This window comes from Streptomyces sp. NPDC005963 (assembly GCF_040638655.1).
GTDB lineage: Bacteria > Actinomycetota > Actinomycetes > Streptomycetales > Streptomycetaceae > Streptomyces.
Window position 1 is genome coordinate 318,712 of the sequence record NZ_JBEXVD010000006.1, and the last position, 15,133, is coordinate 333,844.

Below are 15,133 nucleotides of genomic sequence, written 5' to 3' on the forward strand. Positions count from 1 at the left end.
ACGATCGATGTGACGGCCCCGTCCCCGTACCGCGAGGTCCCCTCGACGGACTCATCCCTTCCGAGCAGGGGCGGACGAGGCCGGGATCCGCTCCAGCACCCCTCCGGCGAAGACGTCGTACAGCGGAAGCGACTCCAGATGCACATAGCCGATGTGGCAGTCGCACACCGCCAGCGGACACGGGCGCGGACGCAGCGCCTCGCGGTAGGAACCGTCGTAGAGGTTGCCCAACTCCGTGGCGACGAAGTGGCAGCGCCGTACCGTGCCGTCGCCGTCGACGGAGACGACCGACTCCCCGGTCCGACAGGGCAGCCCGGCGGACGGGTGGGCACGGCGACTGTAGGAGAAGAGGGGGTCGAGGTCCGTCCACTTGGCCGCTTCGGCGTCCGAGTAGGTGTGGCCCTCTGCCGCATTGACCCAGAGGTAGATGTGGTCGGGCAGTGCTGCGCGCAGTTGACGCGCGTGGTCGAGGTGCTCCGGTACGCCGACGATGCCCACACTGAACCGGACGCCGAGTCGGGCCAACTCCTCGCACTTGCCGAGGAACCGCTCGTAGGGGGTCTGCCCTGGATGGTAGGTGCACCACAGTGCGAGAGCGGTGAGGTCGGCTTCGGCGAGCCAGTCGGTGCGGCAGCTGAGATTGGTCTGGATCGCCACCCTACGCACCTGCGGCAGCCGGGACAGTTCGATGAGGGCACGTCGGTACCAGGAGCGCACAAGCCCTTCGCCCCACGGTGTGAACAGGACCGACAACCGATCGTCGCGCTGATGGGACACCCAGGTGGTGAATCGTTCCAGCGCTGCCCGATCGGTGCGCAGTTGCTCCGGGGTGTCGCGGCGCTTGGCGAAGGGACAGTAGGGGCAGTCGTAGTCACAGGAGGCCAGCGGGCCGCGGTAGAGCAGTGTCAGATCCATGGGGCCGCTCACTTCGACTCGTACCGTGCCATGGCCGTCCGTACCGTGGGGGAGAAGAGCTCCGGCCCCAGTGCGTCCGAATGAGCCAGCCCCTCCGGGGTGAGCTTCAGCCGACCCGATGTGTGCGGCTCCAACCAACCGAGTGCGGTGAAGCGGTTCAACTCTGCGGCGAAGTCATCGGCGGGATCGCACTGGAACCGCTCCCGGTAGTCGGCCGTGTCCATGCCCTCGGCCTGGAGCAGGGATTGCAGGAGGTGACGGCGGCGGGCTTCCGTCACATTGATGCGGTAGCCGAACTCCGCACGGTCGAAGTCCTCGGTCCGCGTGTAGTCGTCGATGATGGAACGCACTTCCCCGGGCCGTACTGCGTAGTCGAAGGAGTAGTGCAACTCGGACGTGTAGGAACGGGCTCCACAGCCCAACCCGATCATCCCGTCGGTCTGGCACGCATAGTCGTCCGCGCCCTGGGCGGGTGCGTCCGGCCGGCGGAACATCCGCATCGAGACCTGCTCGTAGCCCTGGTCGACGAGGTGGTCGCGGCCGTGCCGGTACAGCCGGAGCCGCTGCTCGTCCCAGGCGGCGTCACCGGCCGTGCCCTGCGGGGTGGCTTCCGTTCCGCTACCGCTCGGGGTGCGTCGGTCCAGACCGGTCAGCGGTCTCACATAGAGCGGATAGAGGTAGAGCTCCTCGGGCCGCCAGGCGAGCGCGGCATCGAGTGAGCGACGCCAACTGTCCTCGGTCTGACCGTCGATGCCGTAGATCAGATCGATGTTCAGCACGGGGATGCGCGCGTCGCGGATGCGGCCGAGTGCGGCCTCGACCTCGGCTCGGCGTTGTGGCCGGACGGCCGCCTTCGACTCCTTGTCGTCGAAGCTCTGGACGCCGATGCTGAGCCGGGTGGTGCCGCGTTCGGCGAGGACGGCGAGCCGATCGGCGGTCGCCGTGGCCGGCGACGCCTCCACGGACAGGGGTATCGCGGTCAGCTCGGCGCCCATGCGCTTCTCGGCGATGTCGCAGAGCCGCTCCAACTCTCCGGCGGTGAGGAAGGTGGGCGTGCCCCCTCCGAAGGCAGCAGCGGCGAACCGCACGGGTGCGCTGTCGCCCAGTGCGTCCCGCACCGCGCTCGCCTGGCGGTCGAGCGCATCGAGGTAGCGCGTGGTGAGTTCGTCGGGAGCCCCGATCCGGGTGAAGAGGTTGCAGAAGCCACAACGGATCTCACAGAAGGGGATGTGCAGATACAGCGAGAGTGCGTCGGTGGGCTCCGCGGCCCAGGCGTCGCTCAGACGGGGACGGTCGGTGAGCCTGCGGTAGGCGGTCTTGTGCGGATAGGCGTAGACATAACTCTGGTACGGGCGCGGAACGACCGGGGGAGTGCTCATGCGGGGGCCTCGGCGGACTCAAGGAAGAAGTGGGCGTACGGCACGGTCCAGACGGCCTCATGGCCGAGGCGGTGGCCGGTGTAGCCGTCATCGCCGTAGGTGGTGCCGTGGTCGGAACAGATGACGACGAAACAACGGCGGCGCCTGCGAACCACCGAGAAGAGCCGTTCGATGTGGCGGTCCACGTACTCCAGGGCCGCCGCATGGGACTCGCGGGTGTCTCCGGTCTCCTTGGTCGCACCCGGCAGATGAAACCAGTTGGGCTGGTGCAGTGCGGGCACGTTGACGAAGAGGAACAGCCGCTGATCCGACGGCAGCGCGCCGATGACGCCTTCGGCACGCTCGATCTGGGCCTGGAACGACACGGGTGAGGTCACCCCGAACTCCGGCTCCCAGTGGCTCTCCTGGAACAGACCCGGCAGCACCGAACCGAGCGGACCCTGCTGGTTGAAGAAGCCGACGCCGCCGATGCACACCGTGCGGTACCCGGCTTCGGCGAGCCCGGAGACGAGGTCGGGCGTGTCGAAGACGAACGTTCTCCCCTCGGTCGTCTCGCTCCCTGTGAACCGTGCGGCGAAGAGCCTCGGATGGGGGCCGGGTTCGGCCGGAGTCGGGAGGAACCCGGCGAACATCGCCTGGTGGGATGCATAGGTGAAGTTCCCCGGCGCATGTCTCCGCTGCCAGGCGCCGCCAGGGAGGTACCGGGCGAGATGGGGCGTGCGGCCCGCCGCGCAGAGCTCCGACGCGACGTCGTGGCGCAGGGTGTCCACCGTGATGAACAGGATGTCGTCATGCCCCACGACCTCGTTCATGTCCGGATCGTCGCACCGGGCCGCCTCCTCGCCGAGCGGTGGAGGCAGGACGGGCACGGGTGGGGACGGCAGGGCGGGAGTGTCAGGCATGGGCACGGTGGTTCCTCGTCCTACGGGGTGCACGGTCGCGCGGATCGGTGGCGGCACCGCGCCCCACCGTCGTGCTGGGTGCGAATGGTTCCTCGGTGGTGTCGGCAGTGTCGGCAGTGTCGGTGCTGTTGACGGTGTTGACGGTGTCGGTGGTGTCGGTGGTGTCGGTGGTGTCGGTGGTGTCAGTGGTGTCGGTAGTGTCGGTGGGCCGTGCGCGGGCCGCACATCGCGACCGTACGGCGGTGATCTGGGCGGCGTAGGTGTCCTCGGACTCGGCCCCGCTGCCGGGGAGGCCGATCAGACCGGGCAGCAGATCGCCGAAGGCGTTGACCTCGCCGATGAAGAAGCTCCGCCAGTCCGAGGCGGGCAACAGGTCGACCCCGACCCGCAGCGAGCCGGGGAAGGCGCGCGCAGCCCCCTCGCACAGGCGCAGCGCCCCCGCCCAGTCCCCGCCGGCTCGCTCGATGGCAGTGCGGGCCGCGGCCAGATCGCCCCGGGCGCCGCCGAGGTGGAGATTGGTCATGGGAGAGCGGCTGGTGCGCACGACCGCGTGCGTGGCGAGCCCGGCGGTGACGACCACCCGTAGATCCGCGGTCCGACCGTCCTGGGACGCCTTGGGCACCCAACGTTCGATGTGCAGTCCGTCCGGCGCCAGGGCGTCGACGAGCGCCGCCACTTCCCCCTCGGTGCGGTATCGGCGCACTCTGAGGGAGTTGTAGAGCCGGCCCCGCCCGTCACGTTCGACCGAGGTGGTCGCCTGGATCCGGCCGCCGCTCGCCGTCTCCACGGCGAGCACGCCGGACGCCGATGAACCGTGGGCGAGCTTGATGAAGATCCGGCGCAGGCCGGTGCTCTCCTGAAGCGCTCGGACATCCGCCCAGCCCTGCACACGGGGTGCGCCGGGGCCCGAGGTCGGCGATGGGGGCACGGCGAGTCCGGCGGTTGCGAGCACGCCGTGGCAGAGCCGTTTGTCGAACAGGACCGCCAGATCGTCGGGGTCGTCGAGCAGGGTGGCACCGGCCGAGGTCGCGGCGGCCGAGACCTCACGGGCCGCGGCCATGAACCGCTCATACCAGCGGGCGGTTCCCTCGACCCTGGTCGGATCGTCGACGCCCCGCAGCGCCTTCTCGACTTCCGGGTCTTCACCCGGCGAGTCCAGCCGCACCAGTTCATCGGGGCCGAACCGAGCCCGCCCGCGCAGCACGTCCATCCATGACACCACCCGTACGTCGGGCAGTCGGGCACGCCGTGCGGCTTCCCGGAAGAGGACGACACGTCGATTGGTCGGATTGCCGACGACCACCAGATGGGGTGAGGCCGGCGGGCGGGACCCGGCCACGGTCACTCCGCCACGGAGGTGTAGCGGTGGCTGTCGTCCTCGTCGTCCTCGACCTCGCCCAGTTCGGCCTCGGAGAGGTCGATCGACACGTCCGTGCCCTCGAACGTGGCCTTCAGGCGCTCCACCATCGGAGCGGTGAGGAAGTGGTGGTGCAGATCGAGGCTCCTGAGATGCGTCAACGGCTGACCGTTCAGCAGTGCTTCGGCCCCGTCGTCGCCGAGGGTGCCCATGGACAGGTCCAGCGTGTGGAGCCGTGCCACCACGGGGGCTCCGGCGACCGCCGTTGCGATCTGGTCCTGGATGTCGCTGTTGCGGAGCGCCAGATGGCCCAGGTTGGGCAGGTGCGTGCCGGCGAAGAAGGGCTCCAGGTCCTCGACCGCGGTGTCCGCCCCGTACCAGGACGATCCGAGCCAGATGTCGAGGCTCTCCAACGCGGGGAAGTCACCGGCCGCGATGCCGCGGACGACACCGACGGGCAGTCCGCCGGACTCCACCACGAGCGATTGCAGCTTGGCGTGGCTGATCTTGGAGAACTCCAGGCCGCTGCCGCCGCGCACCCCGAACTCCAACAGCTCGGGGAACGCCTCCACGAGTGGTGCGACCTCGCCCTGCTGGATCCAGGAGATCTCGCACTCGTCGTATGTGATGTCACCGAGGAACAGCGCACGCAGGGCGGGGAACTCGCCCGCGGCTGCCGTCAGCGTGGCGATGACGGCAGCCGGTCCGGTGTCGTACGCCTCGTTCCACTGGCCGATGATCAGGGCCCGCACCCGGGTGGTGTCCACCGCCGCCGCGAAACGGGCGTAGGCGTCCTCCCATTCCTCGCCGTCGTACTCGGAGGAGACTCGCCACGCCACGGACTCCACGGGCGGCAGCTCGGTCTTCGCCTGGGCCGTGACCGTGGGGAAGTCGAACGCGGGCAAACCGTGCAGCTCGCTCAGATGGCTGGAAATGGTCATGACGGGCTCCAGATGGGGCGACATTGATCGGCCAGTTCCGAGCAGTTGTACCAAGTCCCACTGACAACGGGGTGCGCGGGGCAGCTTCCGACGCTGGGCTGCAGTGCGTTGTCAGACCCTGCGGTTAGCGTCGATTCCAGCTTCGGCGCACCGGGCGCCGGGAGTTGAGGGGAGAGCCATGTACCGGCAGGGAGACGTGCTCATCGTGCCCGTCGCGGAGGAAGCCGTGCCAGCACACATCGAGCAGGCCAGATCACAGTCGCGTGATGGACTGGGGCGGCTGGTCCTGGCACTGGGGGAAGTCACCGGTCATGCCCATGCTGTGATGGGGCCGGGTCGGTTGGTCCTGGAGCCGGGCCCCTTCGGCCCGATGGTCCTCCACCTTCCCGAGGGCGGCCGTGTCGTCCACGAGGAGCACGCGGCGATCACCCTCCCCAAGGGTTGGTACCGCGTGGTGCGCCAGCGCGAGTACCTGCCGGGAGCGGTGCGCATCGTCGCCGACTGACACCAGGCGCTCCATCACACTGCTCCACACCACTGCGCGGAATGGCACGCAGAACAGCACGCGGAACGGCATGCAGAACAGAACGGCACCGGGTGAAGGCCGGTCGATAGGGGACGGGGATTCCTATGCAGCACATGGACAAGTGGCGGGCCGTTGCGGCGGCGACGGGACCGGCGGACCGGGCAGCCGCCGAGGCCGGAGTGCGGCTGGCCTACCGCACCGCGGGGCTTGCAGAGCCCGAGCGCATCGTGTGGGTCGATTCGCCGCGGGCGGGCGTCGAGGCGGTGCAGGCACTCAGCGGCGGCGGACCTTCGGTCAGGGAAGAGGTGCGCACCCGCCCCTGGGCGGAGGAACGCCGTCGGGTGCACGACGAGTTGGGGCCGGCCGGTTGGACCGAGTTGTGGAACTCCACTGGTGCCCGTCTGTGGGACACCACCCGAGCGCTCGCCGACCGCATTCGGGCCGGTGTCGTCGATGAGTTGGCCGGTCGTCCCGTGTCATCGCCGCCGTCGGGGGTGGAGACGGCCGGTCGCACGGTGGACGGGGCCACTCCGCAACAGCCCTCCTCTCCGCACCAGATCCGGCACCTGCTGCTCGACGCCGTCCTCGGTCAGCACGATGCGGCCTGGCTGGCCGCCTTCGACGGCCGCAGCGAGCGGCTGGACGGTCTGGCGCGCGTCGCCGCCCACGCCGGTTGGTGGTGGCCGTATGAGAAGGCGGTGGTGATGTGTGAGCGCCCGACCGTGCTGCATCGTGATGAGGCGGGTCGTCTCGACAGCGGCGAGGGTCCCGCGCTGGCGTTTCCCGACGGCTTCAGTCTGTACGCCTGGCGAGGAATGCCGGTGCCGGCGGACTTCCTCGACGAACTCTCCTCGATCGACGCCACACGCATACGCACCGAGGAGAACGCCGAACTGCGCCGTGTGATGCTGGAGCACTACGGCTACGACCGCTATCTGGCCGAGTCCGGCGCGAAGCCCGTGCACAAGGACGAGTCCGGCATTCTCTGGCGGATCGAGTTGGTCGATGACGAGGATGTGACGATGGTGGAGGTCGTCAACTCCACGGCGGAGCCCGACGGCACGTTCCGCACCTACTGGCTCCGTGTCCCACCCACCACCAGGACGGCAAAGGCAGGTGTGGCCTGGACGTTCGGACTCCAGGAGGAGCAGTACGAGCCGCTGCGACAGACCTGACACCTGTCTGATGCATCGTCAGATCTCGTCTTGCGCCAGCCTAGTGCGGGGTGTGAAGGGCGGGGCATGGGAGAGCCGGGCCGGCGGGCCCGGTGTCCGATGCGTCAGACCCGGACCGACAACAGCTCCTCCCGGCTGATCAACGAGGTGCTGCCCTCACCGGTGCAGGCATGAGCCCCCGCCCGCGCGCCCAATCGGGCGCTCGTCTCCAGGTCCTGGCCGGCGAGTAGCCCGTAGAGGAAACCGCAGACGTAGGCGTCGCCCGCGCCACTGGAGTCCACCACGGGGGCGGGTGGAATCGCGGCGGGGACGGGCCGCGGAGTACTGCTGCCCTCGCGCATCAGGAGGTACGAGCCACCTGCACCGGCGGTGGCGATCACGGCCTGCGCGCGCCCGCTCCGCAGGATGTCCCGCATCACGGAGGCGATGCGCTCGCCCGCTCCGGCAGAGCTGAGGAACACCAGGTCCGATCGGAGTGCGAACTCCCGTTGGCGTTCGTCGACTCCGTCCCAGTCCTGGAGATCGGTCGAGACGGAGAGCCCCAAGGCCGCGATGTCGTCGAAGAGGTGCCGGGCGAAGTCAACGGCTGACAGATGGACGTGCCGTGCCCGCTGGAGGTAGGGGAGGTAGAAGTCGCGCGGCATGCGCAGATCGTCGGGGTCGCGGCCGTCGTGGAACGACACCTTGCGTCCCGAGGGGTCGACCAGGCTGACGGCGCGGCGCGTGCCGGTGGGGGACAGGAGGGGATCGAAGGCCACACCCGCCGCGATGAGCCGTTCATGGACCTGCCGTCCGGCCCAGTCGTCGCCGAGGAAGTCGAGGAACGCGACGTTCATCCCCAGCGCCCGGCACCCCAACGCGACGTTCCCCCCGGTGTGTCCGGGCCATTCACGGATCGGCGCGACACCGTGGGCGTCGGCGAGGGGTACGGGCAGTGAGCCGACCCGTACGACGGTGGCCACGCCACTGCCTCCGATGACGAGCACATCGTGAGGGTGGTGCGGGGAGGCAGGATGGATTTGCTGCTCAGACAGGTGCGACACAGTCGCACAGTAGCCGTTGTGCTGGCGCCCGGGGTCGGTGTCCGAAATGGTGGGAGTTCTCGCAGGCACCGGATTCGCCGGCTCCCCGCGGTCCATCACTTCGTGGGAACACCCCCGGGTCAGCGCACGGCCGCTGCGAGCTCCCTGCGATTTAGACCCAGTTCGCGCGCCAGGGCGTCATCGGTCCACTCCAGCATGGCCGCACGCGAGAGGGAGCCTGCGTACGAGGTCATCTGGACGGCGAGCCCATCGAGGAACGCCGTGAGCCGCCAGGCCGCCTCGGCGGGATCCTGGCAGGGGAACTCCCCGGCTTCGGCTCCTTCGGCGATGACTTCTGTCAGCGCCGCCTTCCACTGTTGATCGAGGTCGCGTGCCACTTCCCGGAGTGCGGGCTCGCGCAGGGAGACCGCCCAGCCCTCGATCCACAGTCGCCAGCCCTTGGCCGGCCCGGTCGGTGCGTACCACCGGACCGCCGTCCTCAATCTGCGCAGTGCGGAGGTACGCCGTCCCAGCAGCTTCCGCAGATGGGCGAGGTCGCCGTCGGCGGCATGGGTGAAGGCTGCGGCCACCAGTTGTTCCTTGCTGGAGAAGTGGTAGAGCACCAGTGCATTGCTCACTCCGAGCGCTGCGGCGACATCGGCGATCCGCAGTGCCGCCACTCCGCGCAGTTGGATCTGCTCGACGGCTGCGCCGAGGATCTCCTCGCGTCGCTCTGCCACGCTCAACCGGACTCTGGCCACGGCACAACCCTACACAGCTGATCTTGACGTGGAAAATTGCCATGCCCACATCAGCTTTGTCGCTGGTGGGATGCCCGGAGCTGCGGTTTGCCCGAGGTGAACTGGGGCCGACGCGGTCGAGGCCGCCTGCGTCCGAGGGCCGATCCGGTCGGAGGCCCGGTCGACTCGGCCCTGGACGGTCGATCGATGCGCCATCGCTGATCCGTCCTCGTCGGTTGCGGTCTGAAGCCGCCGTCTGAAGTCGCGGTCTGGAGGTGCCTTCGGGGCGGTCGGGTGAGATGCCCGACCGCCTTTCTGTGCACGGCACCGGCAGGTCAACGCCGGCTCCGGTGTTCAGTTGTAGCGCTGGGTGATGGTGGGCAGACGGTCGGCCGCGAGCGCATGGGCCGCGGCCCGTGGAGTGGTCCCGTCGCGTTGCGCGCGCTCAAGCACCCCGCTCACCAGGGCACGCATCGACCGCCGCGTATGCGAGAAGGCCTGGTCGGCATCAGCCTCGATGTCCCCGAAGAGCGTCCACCACCACCAGGCGTTCGTGGCGGAGTTGACCACCACGTCCGGCAGTACGGTCACCCCGCGGCGCGTCAGCAACTCCTCCGCCGCGGCGACCACCGGCATGTTCGCCGCCTCCACGATCCAGCGAGCCGTGATCGTGGCCTGATTGTCCGTATCGATGGCGTAGGAAACCGCTGCCGGCACCAGGACGTCAGCGTCCACTGACAGCCAGGCGTCACCCGGCAACTCCCGGTCCTCGGCCCGGAGTACCGAGCGGTCGACCGTCCCGTGTGCGTCCCGTGCCGACAGCAGCGACTCGACGGACAGCCCGTCCGGGTTGGCGATGGTTCCCTTGATGTCGGCCACGGCGACGACCGTCAGTCCCGCGCGATCCAGGAAGCGGGCCGTCGCCCCGCCCATCGTGCCCAGCCCCTGCAAGCACACCCGAGTGCCCTCGTACGGCACGTCCGCACGGTCCAGGGCCGTCAGTACCGATTCGGCGACACCGCAGCCGCCGACCAGTTCGTCGAGACCGATGCCGTCCACCTCGATCGCGAAGGCGTCCCGGAGGCGCTGCCGGGCCGACTCCTCGTCGTCGAGCAACCGGTACACCGCCTGCACCGAGGAGACCAGCCCCGCCTCCGCGGCAGCACGGTCCACCGTGTCCTGGCTGAGGCCCAGGTCCTCGCCGGTCGTCCAGAAGGACTCGATGTACGGACGGGTCGCCTCCAAGTAGCGGACCAGGATCCCGTACGCCTCGGGGTCGCGGGGGTCGCAGTCGATGCCGCCCTTGGCGCCGCCCAGCGGTACGTACCTGCCGTCCGGGTTGTAGTGGAGCGCCTCCTTCAGTGTCATCCCGCGGGCCAACTGCGCCACCTCGTCCAGAGTGCAGCCGGGCCTCATGCGCAGACCCCCGCTGGAGACCCCGCGCACCAGCCGGTCGACGACGAGGAACCCTCGGCGCTCGGTGACCGGATCCGTCCAGGTGAGTGAGAGCAGTGGGGCGGTCATCGGGAACCTCCTCAAGGCGGTGATCAAGGGTGAGGCAGGCGCACGACCAGGATCATCTACTGAATGGCCAGTCAGTATCGAGACTGTTTGTCCTGCTTGTCAACGTGAACTAAGCGGAGGCTGCCTTGGTGGCAAACCAGCCCCCGCCGAACAGTTGTTACCGACAAGTCGGGAGTCCACCCCGCGCGAGAAGGCTGCGCACATGACTGCACCGCCGGACTCGAACGGCCGGAAAGAGACCCTGCCCACGGTCGAGGGTGCGCCATGCTCAGGATGGGGCCCAAAAGCGCGGGAACGTGGGAGGCGTCCCCAGGAACACCAACCGCACGGCGTGCGTTCCCCTGTGCGTGACCCCGATCCCAGCCGACTGCACGCGGCGCGAGCCAAAGGCCCGTGGACACCGACCCCTGCCGCCGATGCCGGTGAAGCCGATGTTCCAACCGGCCGATCTCCACCCCGCACCGTCGTACACCGCGCACATAATGAGAAGACCCCGACACCTGGAGGTGCTGTGACCGGAGCCGGTTCCCCTCACTCGCTGAGATCACGGCTGCGCACACTGCGCCCCGCCGCATTCGGCGCGGACCCGACGGGAGCGCGGCTGGAGCGCATCCGCAGCTCACCGCAGTACGCCGATGGCGCGTTCCTCAATCCCGTGGGCGCGCGCACGAGGCCGTCCGGGGCTTCGATGGTCGAGTTCGCCAAGATCTACTTCCAGAAGGAGGCGCGGGTACGACGGGCGCCCACCGGACGCATCCCGCTCCACCCCACCACGCTCGCCGATCTGTCCCATCCCCCCGTCTCCGGGCTGCGGATCACCTGGATGGGTCATTCCACCGTCCTCGCGGAGGTCGACGGGCGGCGGGTGCTGTTCGACCCGGTCTGGGGCGAGCGCTGCTCCCCCTTCTCCTTCGCCGGACCCAAACGCCTCCACCCCGTCCCCGCGCCCCTGGCCGCGCTGGGGCCGGTCGACGTCGTGGTGATCTCCCACGACCACTACGACCACCTGGACATGCCCACCACCAAGGCGCTCGCGACGGGCGAAACCGTCTTCGCCGTCCCGCTGGGCGTCGGGGCCCATCTGGAGCGCTGGGGGGTGGCGGCGAACCGGCTCCGCGAGTTGGACTGGAACGAGAGCGCGGAGGTCGCCGGCCTGCTCCTCACCGCGACGCCCGCGCGCCATTTCTGCGGACGCGGACTGCGCAACCAGCAGCACACGCTCTGGGCCTCCTGGGCCGTCGCCGGCCCGGAACACCGGGTCTACCACAGCGGTGACACCGGGTACTTCCCGGGATTCCAGGACATCGGTGCCACGCACGGCCCGTTCGACGTCACCATGATCCAGATCGGTGCGTACTCCGAGTACTGGCCCGACATCCATATGACGCCGGCCGAAGGGATGCAGGCCCATCTCGACCTTCAGGGCGGTCGCCCCTTCGGGATGATGCTTCCGATCCACTGGGGGACGTTCAACCTCGCGCCCCACGCCTGGGCCGACCCCGGCGAAGGCACGCTCGCCGCCGCAGCCGAGACCAGTGCCCCGCTCGCCCTGCCCCGACCCGGTGAGCCGTTCGAGCCCGCCTCGGCCTCCTTCACCGCCGAGCCGTGGTGGCGCGCCGTCGCCTCGGTGCCTCCAGGGGGCTGGGAAGCCACGAGCCCGCCCGCCGTCGCACCTGGCGGTGCCTCCCGCACCCGGACCGCACCGGGCGCCACTGCGTTCGGAGTGGACCACCAGGCCCGTGGTTCGGGGACGGGGCCCGGGAGCCCGGAAGCTGCGCCCACCGGCTGACCTGCACTTCTGACGGGCGTCCCCGACCTGCTCACGAGTCGTGGTCGCGGGGCGTCCGGGCATGGACTCGTACGAGGGTTGGCCTGTTTCCGCGCCCCCGGGGGTGTACGCGAAGGACGGTCGGCCTTCGGCGCCCATGGGCGTCGATGACCCCTGCGCCCCCTTCCGGTGGTGCGTGAGGGGCCCGTCTCCTCCTCGTCCGGCGCCGCTCCCTTCCCACTGCCGCGGCCTGCCTCGGAGCCTTCGCCGCAATGCCCGCGTCCCGGTCGGCCCTCTCGTATCCGGGTCCGGGTACGAGGAGACTCCCGCGGCACCCGGGGACGTCCGGACCCCGGGTGCATTGCGCGCCCCCCTCGCAAACCAACCCGTTCCACCTGCGCCATCTGTGCACCGGCGTACACCCTTCGCCTCCCGGCACGTTCGTGCACGCCCGGCGAGCTGCTCGAACATGCGTGGCAGCCCAAACCACTGATGCCTCAGAGTTCATCTGCAACCCCAGGAGGCTCTACTGACTCGAAGGTCAGTGGAGTCACGGAGATGCTCCCTGGTTTCGGACGAAAACAGTCACCCCGCCTTTCACCTGCATCGATCGTCCGCACCGAAGGCGCAACGCCGATGGTCCCCTTGGTGCGCCGGCTCGGACCGCGCACGTTCAGAGGTGGATCGACACCCTCGCGCTGTGCCGGCGCATCCTTCGGGCGCTTCGTTCGGGACCACCGGCCCGACATGGGGTTTCGCACCGGAGTGCGAGCCCTCATACCAGAGCGGGACCAATGCTGGGGAACTTTCCCGACTGACCGTCGCGTGTACGCCAAGCACGACTACCGTGTGTGGCCAGTGATCAACGGCGGGCTAACACCCTTCGCGTCATAGAAGCATTGAAAAACGCACAAACCCACCCATGGCACCCATCCCCATGCAGTGCACCCCATGGACCCCGCACCCCCACGTACCGAGGACGCCGATGTCTCCGCAACGCGCACCCACCCCACGGTCGGACGGCCGTGAGAGCGGGCGTCACGGTCGGTCGAGCACCCGCTCAGCCCCCGCTGCGCGCAGATCGCGACCGCTTCCGCTGCCGCCGGAATCCCACATCCGCCCCCGACTGCTCCGTACGGCGGTACTCCCGGCCCTCGTTGCCGCACTCAGCGGTGCGACCGCCGTCACCTACACCGTGCACAGTGCCGCACCACGCCCCACCACCACCCTGTGGGCCGTACTGACCGGCACCGCCGCACTCGCCATAGCGGCGGTCGCGGTGGCAGCACTCGGCGCCGACCGCCTGGCCGCCTCGGTACTGGGCCGCTGCGCCCATCTGCGCCGCTCCATCGAACGCGGACAGGACGACCTGCGCCAGGTTGTGGAGCGCCTACGCCGAGGTGAGCGCCCTCCCAGCCCGAGGTCACCCCAGCCGAGGACCCTGCGCGGAGACGAGTTCGACCTCGTCACCAGGGACCTCAGCCGATCCCACGACGCGGCCGTCGCCGCCGTCGTCCAGGCGTCCCAACTCTCCAGCAGCGTCGGCAACGAACAGAAGGTGGAAGTCTTCGTCAACCTCGCCCGCCGGCTCCAGTCGCTGGTGCATCGAGAAATCCAACTCCTCGACGAGTTGGAGAACGAGGTCGAAGACCCCGAACTCCTCAAGGGCCTCTTCCACGTCGACCACCTCGCCACCCGGATCCGTCGCCACGCCGAGAACCTCGCCGTCCTCGGCGGAGCGATCTCCCGGCGCCAGTGGTCGCACCCCGTCACCATGACCGAGGTGCTCCGATCCGCGATTGCCGAGGTCGAGCACTACCCCCGGGTCAAGCTCGTCCCACCGATCGACGGCACCATGCGGGGGCACGCCGTCGCCGACGTGATCCACCTCCTGGCCGAACTGGTCGAGAACGCCACGGTCTTCTCCGCGCCCCACACCCAAGTGCTCCTGCGCGCCCAACACGTCACGGCCGGACTCGCCGTCGAAGTGGAAGACCGGGGCCTCGGGATGCCCACCGACGAGCAGGACAAGATGAACGCCCTGCTCGCCGACCCCGATCAGGTGAACGTCGCCCATCTGCTCCAGGACGGCCGCATCGGTCTGTTCGTCGTCTCGGCCCTGGCACGCAGACACGGCATCGCCGTCCGGCTCCAGTCGAACATCTACGGCGGCATCCAGGCCACCATCGTCCTGCCCCAGGGCCTCCTCGGCACCGAACCCGGCGGTCTCCAGCAGACCGACCCGGTCTCCGGCAGGACCCGACGCCGACGCAAACCCCCCACGACCATCACCACCTCGCCCCCCACGATCCCCGACCGCCCGCAGACCGAGCCGAAACCCGCCCCCCGGCAACCGGCCCCACTCCGACCACTGCCCCCGCAGACACCACGTCCGCAGGCCCCCCAGCCCCCGGTCGCCGCGCCCCGGACCCCCGAACCTCCGCGCCCACCACAACCGGCGCACTCCAGCCCGGCCCTCGCGCCCCTTCCCGTACGAGCAGAACACGTGGACCGCCCCAACCCCGCCGCCGCCCGACCCGGCGCCAACTACACGACGCGAAGGACCGAGGCACCAGCCCCCGACCGGTCCGCCACCATCACCTCCGTCCCCACCGGGGTCGTGCGGGGCACCATGGGCCGCCCCCAACTCCCCAAACGGCGCAGCCAGGAGCACATAGCTCCTCAGCTCAAGATGGGCCCCCCTCCCCGCAAGGAGGACGAGGCCGCGCTGCACGACCCCGGGCTGATGGCGGCCTTCCAACGGGGCATCGGCCTCGCCGAAGCCCAACCGCTCAAAGCGGACCACGCCCCCGGAACCGGCGTCCCCAACGCAACGCAACCCACCCCGCAACGCCACGACAACACCTCCAAGGAGTAGATGCAC

The 15,133-nt window shown here is 69.5% G+C and carries 11 protein-coding genes and 1 pseudogene; 4 read left to right on the forward strand and 8 right to left on the reverse strand.

The annotated features are described in order from the left end of the window. Window positions 1–51: 51 nt before the first annotated feature. The 5 genes and pseudogenes from ABZ348_RS12690 to ABZ348_RS12710 form a co-directional block, all read right to left on the reverse strand. The gene (locus ABZ348_RS12690) at window positions 52–915 is read right to left on the reverse strand and encodes an STM4011 family radical SAM protein (protein WP_358932151.1); all 864 of its coding nucleotides are present in this window, start codon (window positions 913–915) and stop codon (window positions 52–54) included. An 8-nt stretch (window positions 916–923) separates the two neighbouring features. After that, window positions 924–2,294, reverse strand: a complete 1,371-nt coding sequence (locus ABZ348_RS12695) for an STM4012 family radical SAM protein (RefSeq protein ID WP_358932153.1) — start codon at window positions 2,292–2,294, stop codon at window positions 924–926. Further along, window positions 2,291–3,106 carry an STM4013/SEN3800 family hydrolase gene (locus tag ABZ348_RS12700; protein WP_358932240.1) on the reverse strand — a complete coding sequence of 272 codons (816 nt, stop codon included), beginning with the start codon at window positions 3,104–3,106 and terminating at the stop codon, window positions 2,291–2,293. The genes ABZ348_RS12695 and ABZ348_RS12700 overlap by 4 nt, the downstream gene beginning before the upstream one ends. A gap of 325 nt (window positions 3,107–3,431) precedes the next feature. After that, window positions 3,432–4,535: pseudogene (locus ABZ348_RS12705) on the reverse strand (STM4014 family protein); the annotation flags it as partial. A gap of 2 nt (window positions 4,536–4,537) precedes the next feature. After that, window positions 4,538–5,494, reverse strand: a complete 957-nt coding sequence (locus ABZ348_RS12710; RefSeq protein WP_358932155.1) for an STM4015 family protein — start codon at window positions 5,492–5,494, stop codon at window positions 4,538–4,540. 178 nt (window positions 5,495–5,672) lie between these two features. On the opposite strand from ABZ348_RS12710, the gene ABZ348_RS12715 reads away from it, so the two are divergent. Further along, a complete protein-coding gene (locus ABZ348_RS12715; RefSeq protein ID WP_358932157.1) occupies window positions 5,673–5,999 on the forward strand; it encodes a hypothetical protein in 327 nt (108 codons plus the stop codon). 125 nt (window positions 6,000–6,124) lie between these two features. Further along, window positions 6,125–7,195 (forward strand): DUF6745 domain-containing protein, encoded by a 1,071-nt coding sequence (locus ABZ348_RS12720; RefSeq protein WP_358932159.1) that lies wholly within the window; start codon window positions 6,125–6,127, stop codon window positions 7,193–7,195. A gap of 104 nt (window positions 7,196–7,299) precedes the next feature. Here ABZ348_RS12720 and ABZ348_RS12725 read toward each other — a convergent pair whose 3' ends face one another. The 3 genes from ABZ348_RS12725 to ABZ348_RS12735 form a co-directional block, all read right to left on the reverse strand. After that, entirely contained in the window at window positions 7,300–8,181 is an 882-nt protein-coding gene (locus ABZ348_RS12725) for a carbohydrate kinase family protein (protein WP_358932161.1), read from the reverse strand. Between the two features lie 176 nt (window positions 8,182–8,357). Next, the gene (locus ABZ348_RS12730) at window positions 8,358–8,978 is read right to left on the reverse strand and encodes a TetR/AcrR family transcriptional regulator (RefSeq protein ID WP_358932163.1); all 621 of its coding nucleotides are present in this window, start codon (window positions 8,976–8,978) and stop codon (window positions 8,358–8,360) included. A gap of 333 nt (window positions 8,979–9,311) precedes the next feature. After that, a complete protein-coding gene (locus ABZ348_RS12735) occupies window positions 9,312–10,481 on the reverse strand; it encodes a Glu/Leu/Phe/Val dehydrogenase dimerization domain-containing protein (protein WP_358932165.1) in 1,170 nt (389 codons plus the stop codon). A gap of 511 nt (window positions 10,482–10,992) precedes the next feature. Here ABZ348_RS12735 and ABZ348_RS12740 point away from each other — a divergent pair. Next, entirely contained in the window at window positions 10,993–12,270 is a 1,278-nt protein-coding gene (locus tag ABZ348_RS12740) for an MBL fold metallo-hydrolase (RefSeq protein WP_358932167.1), read from the forward strand. Between the two features lie 964 nt (window positions 12,271–13,234). Next, complete coding sequence (locus ABZ348_RS12745) at window positions 13,235–15,127, forward strand: ATP-binding protein (protein WP_358932169.1); 1,893 nt, start codon at window positions 13,235–13,237, stop codon at window positions 15,125–15,127. Window positions 15,128–15,133 lie beyond the last annotated feature (6 nt).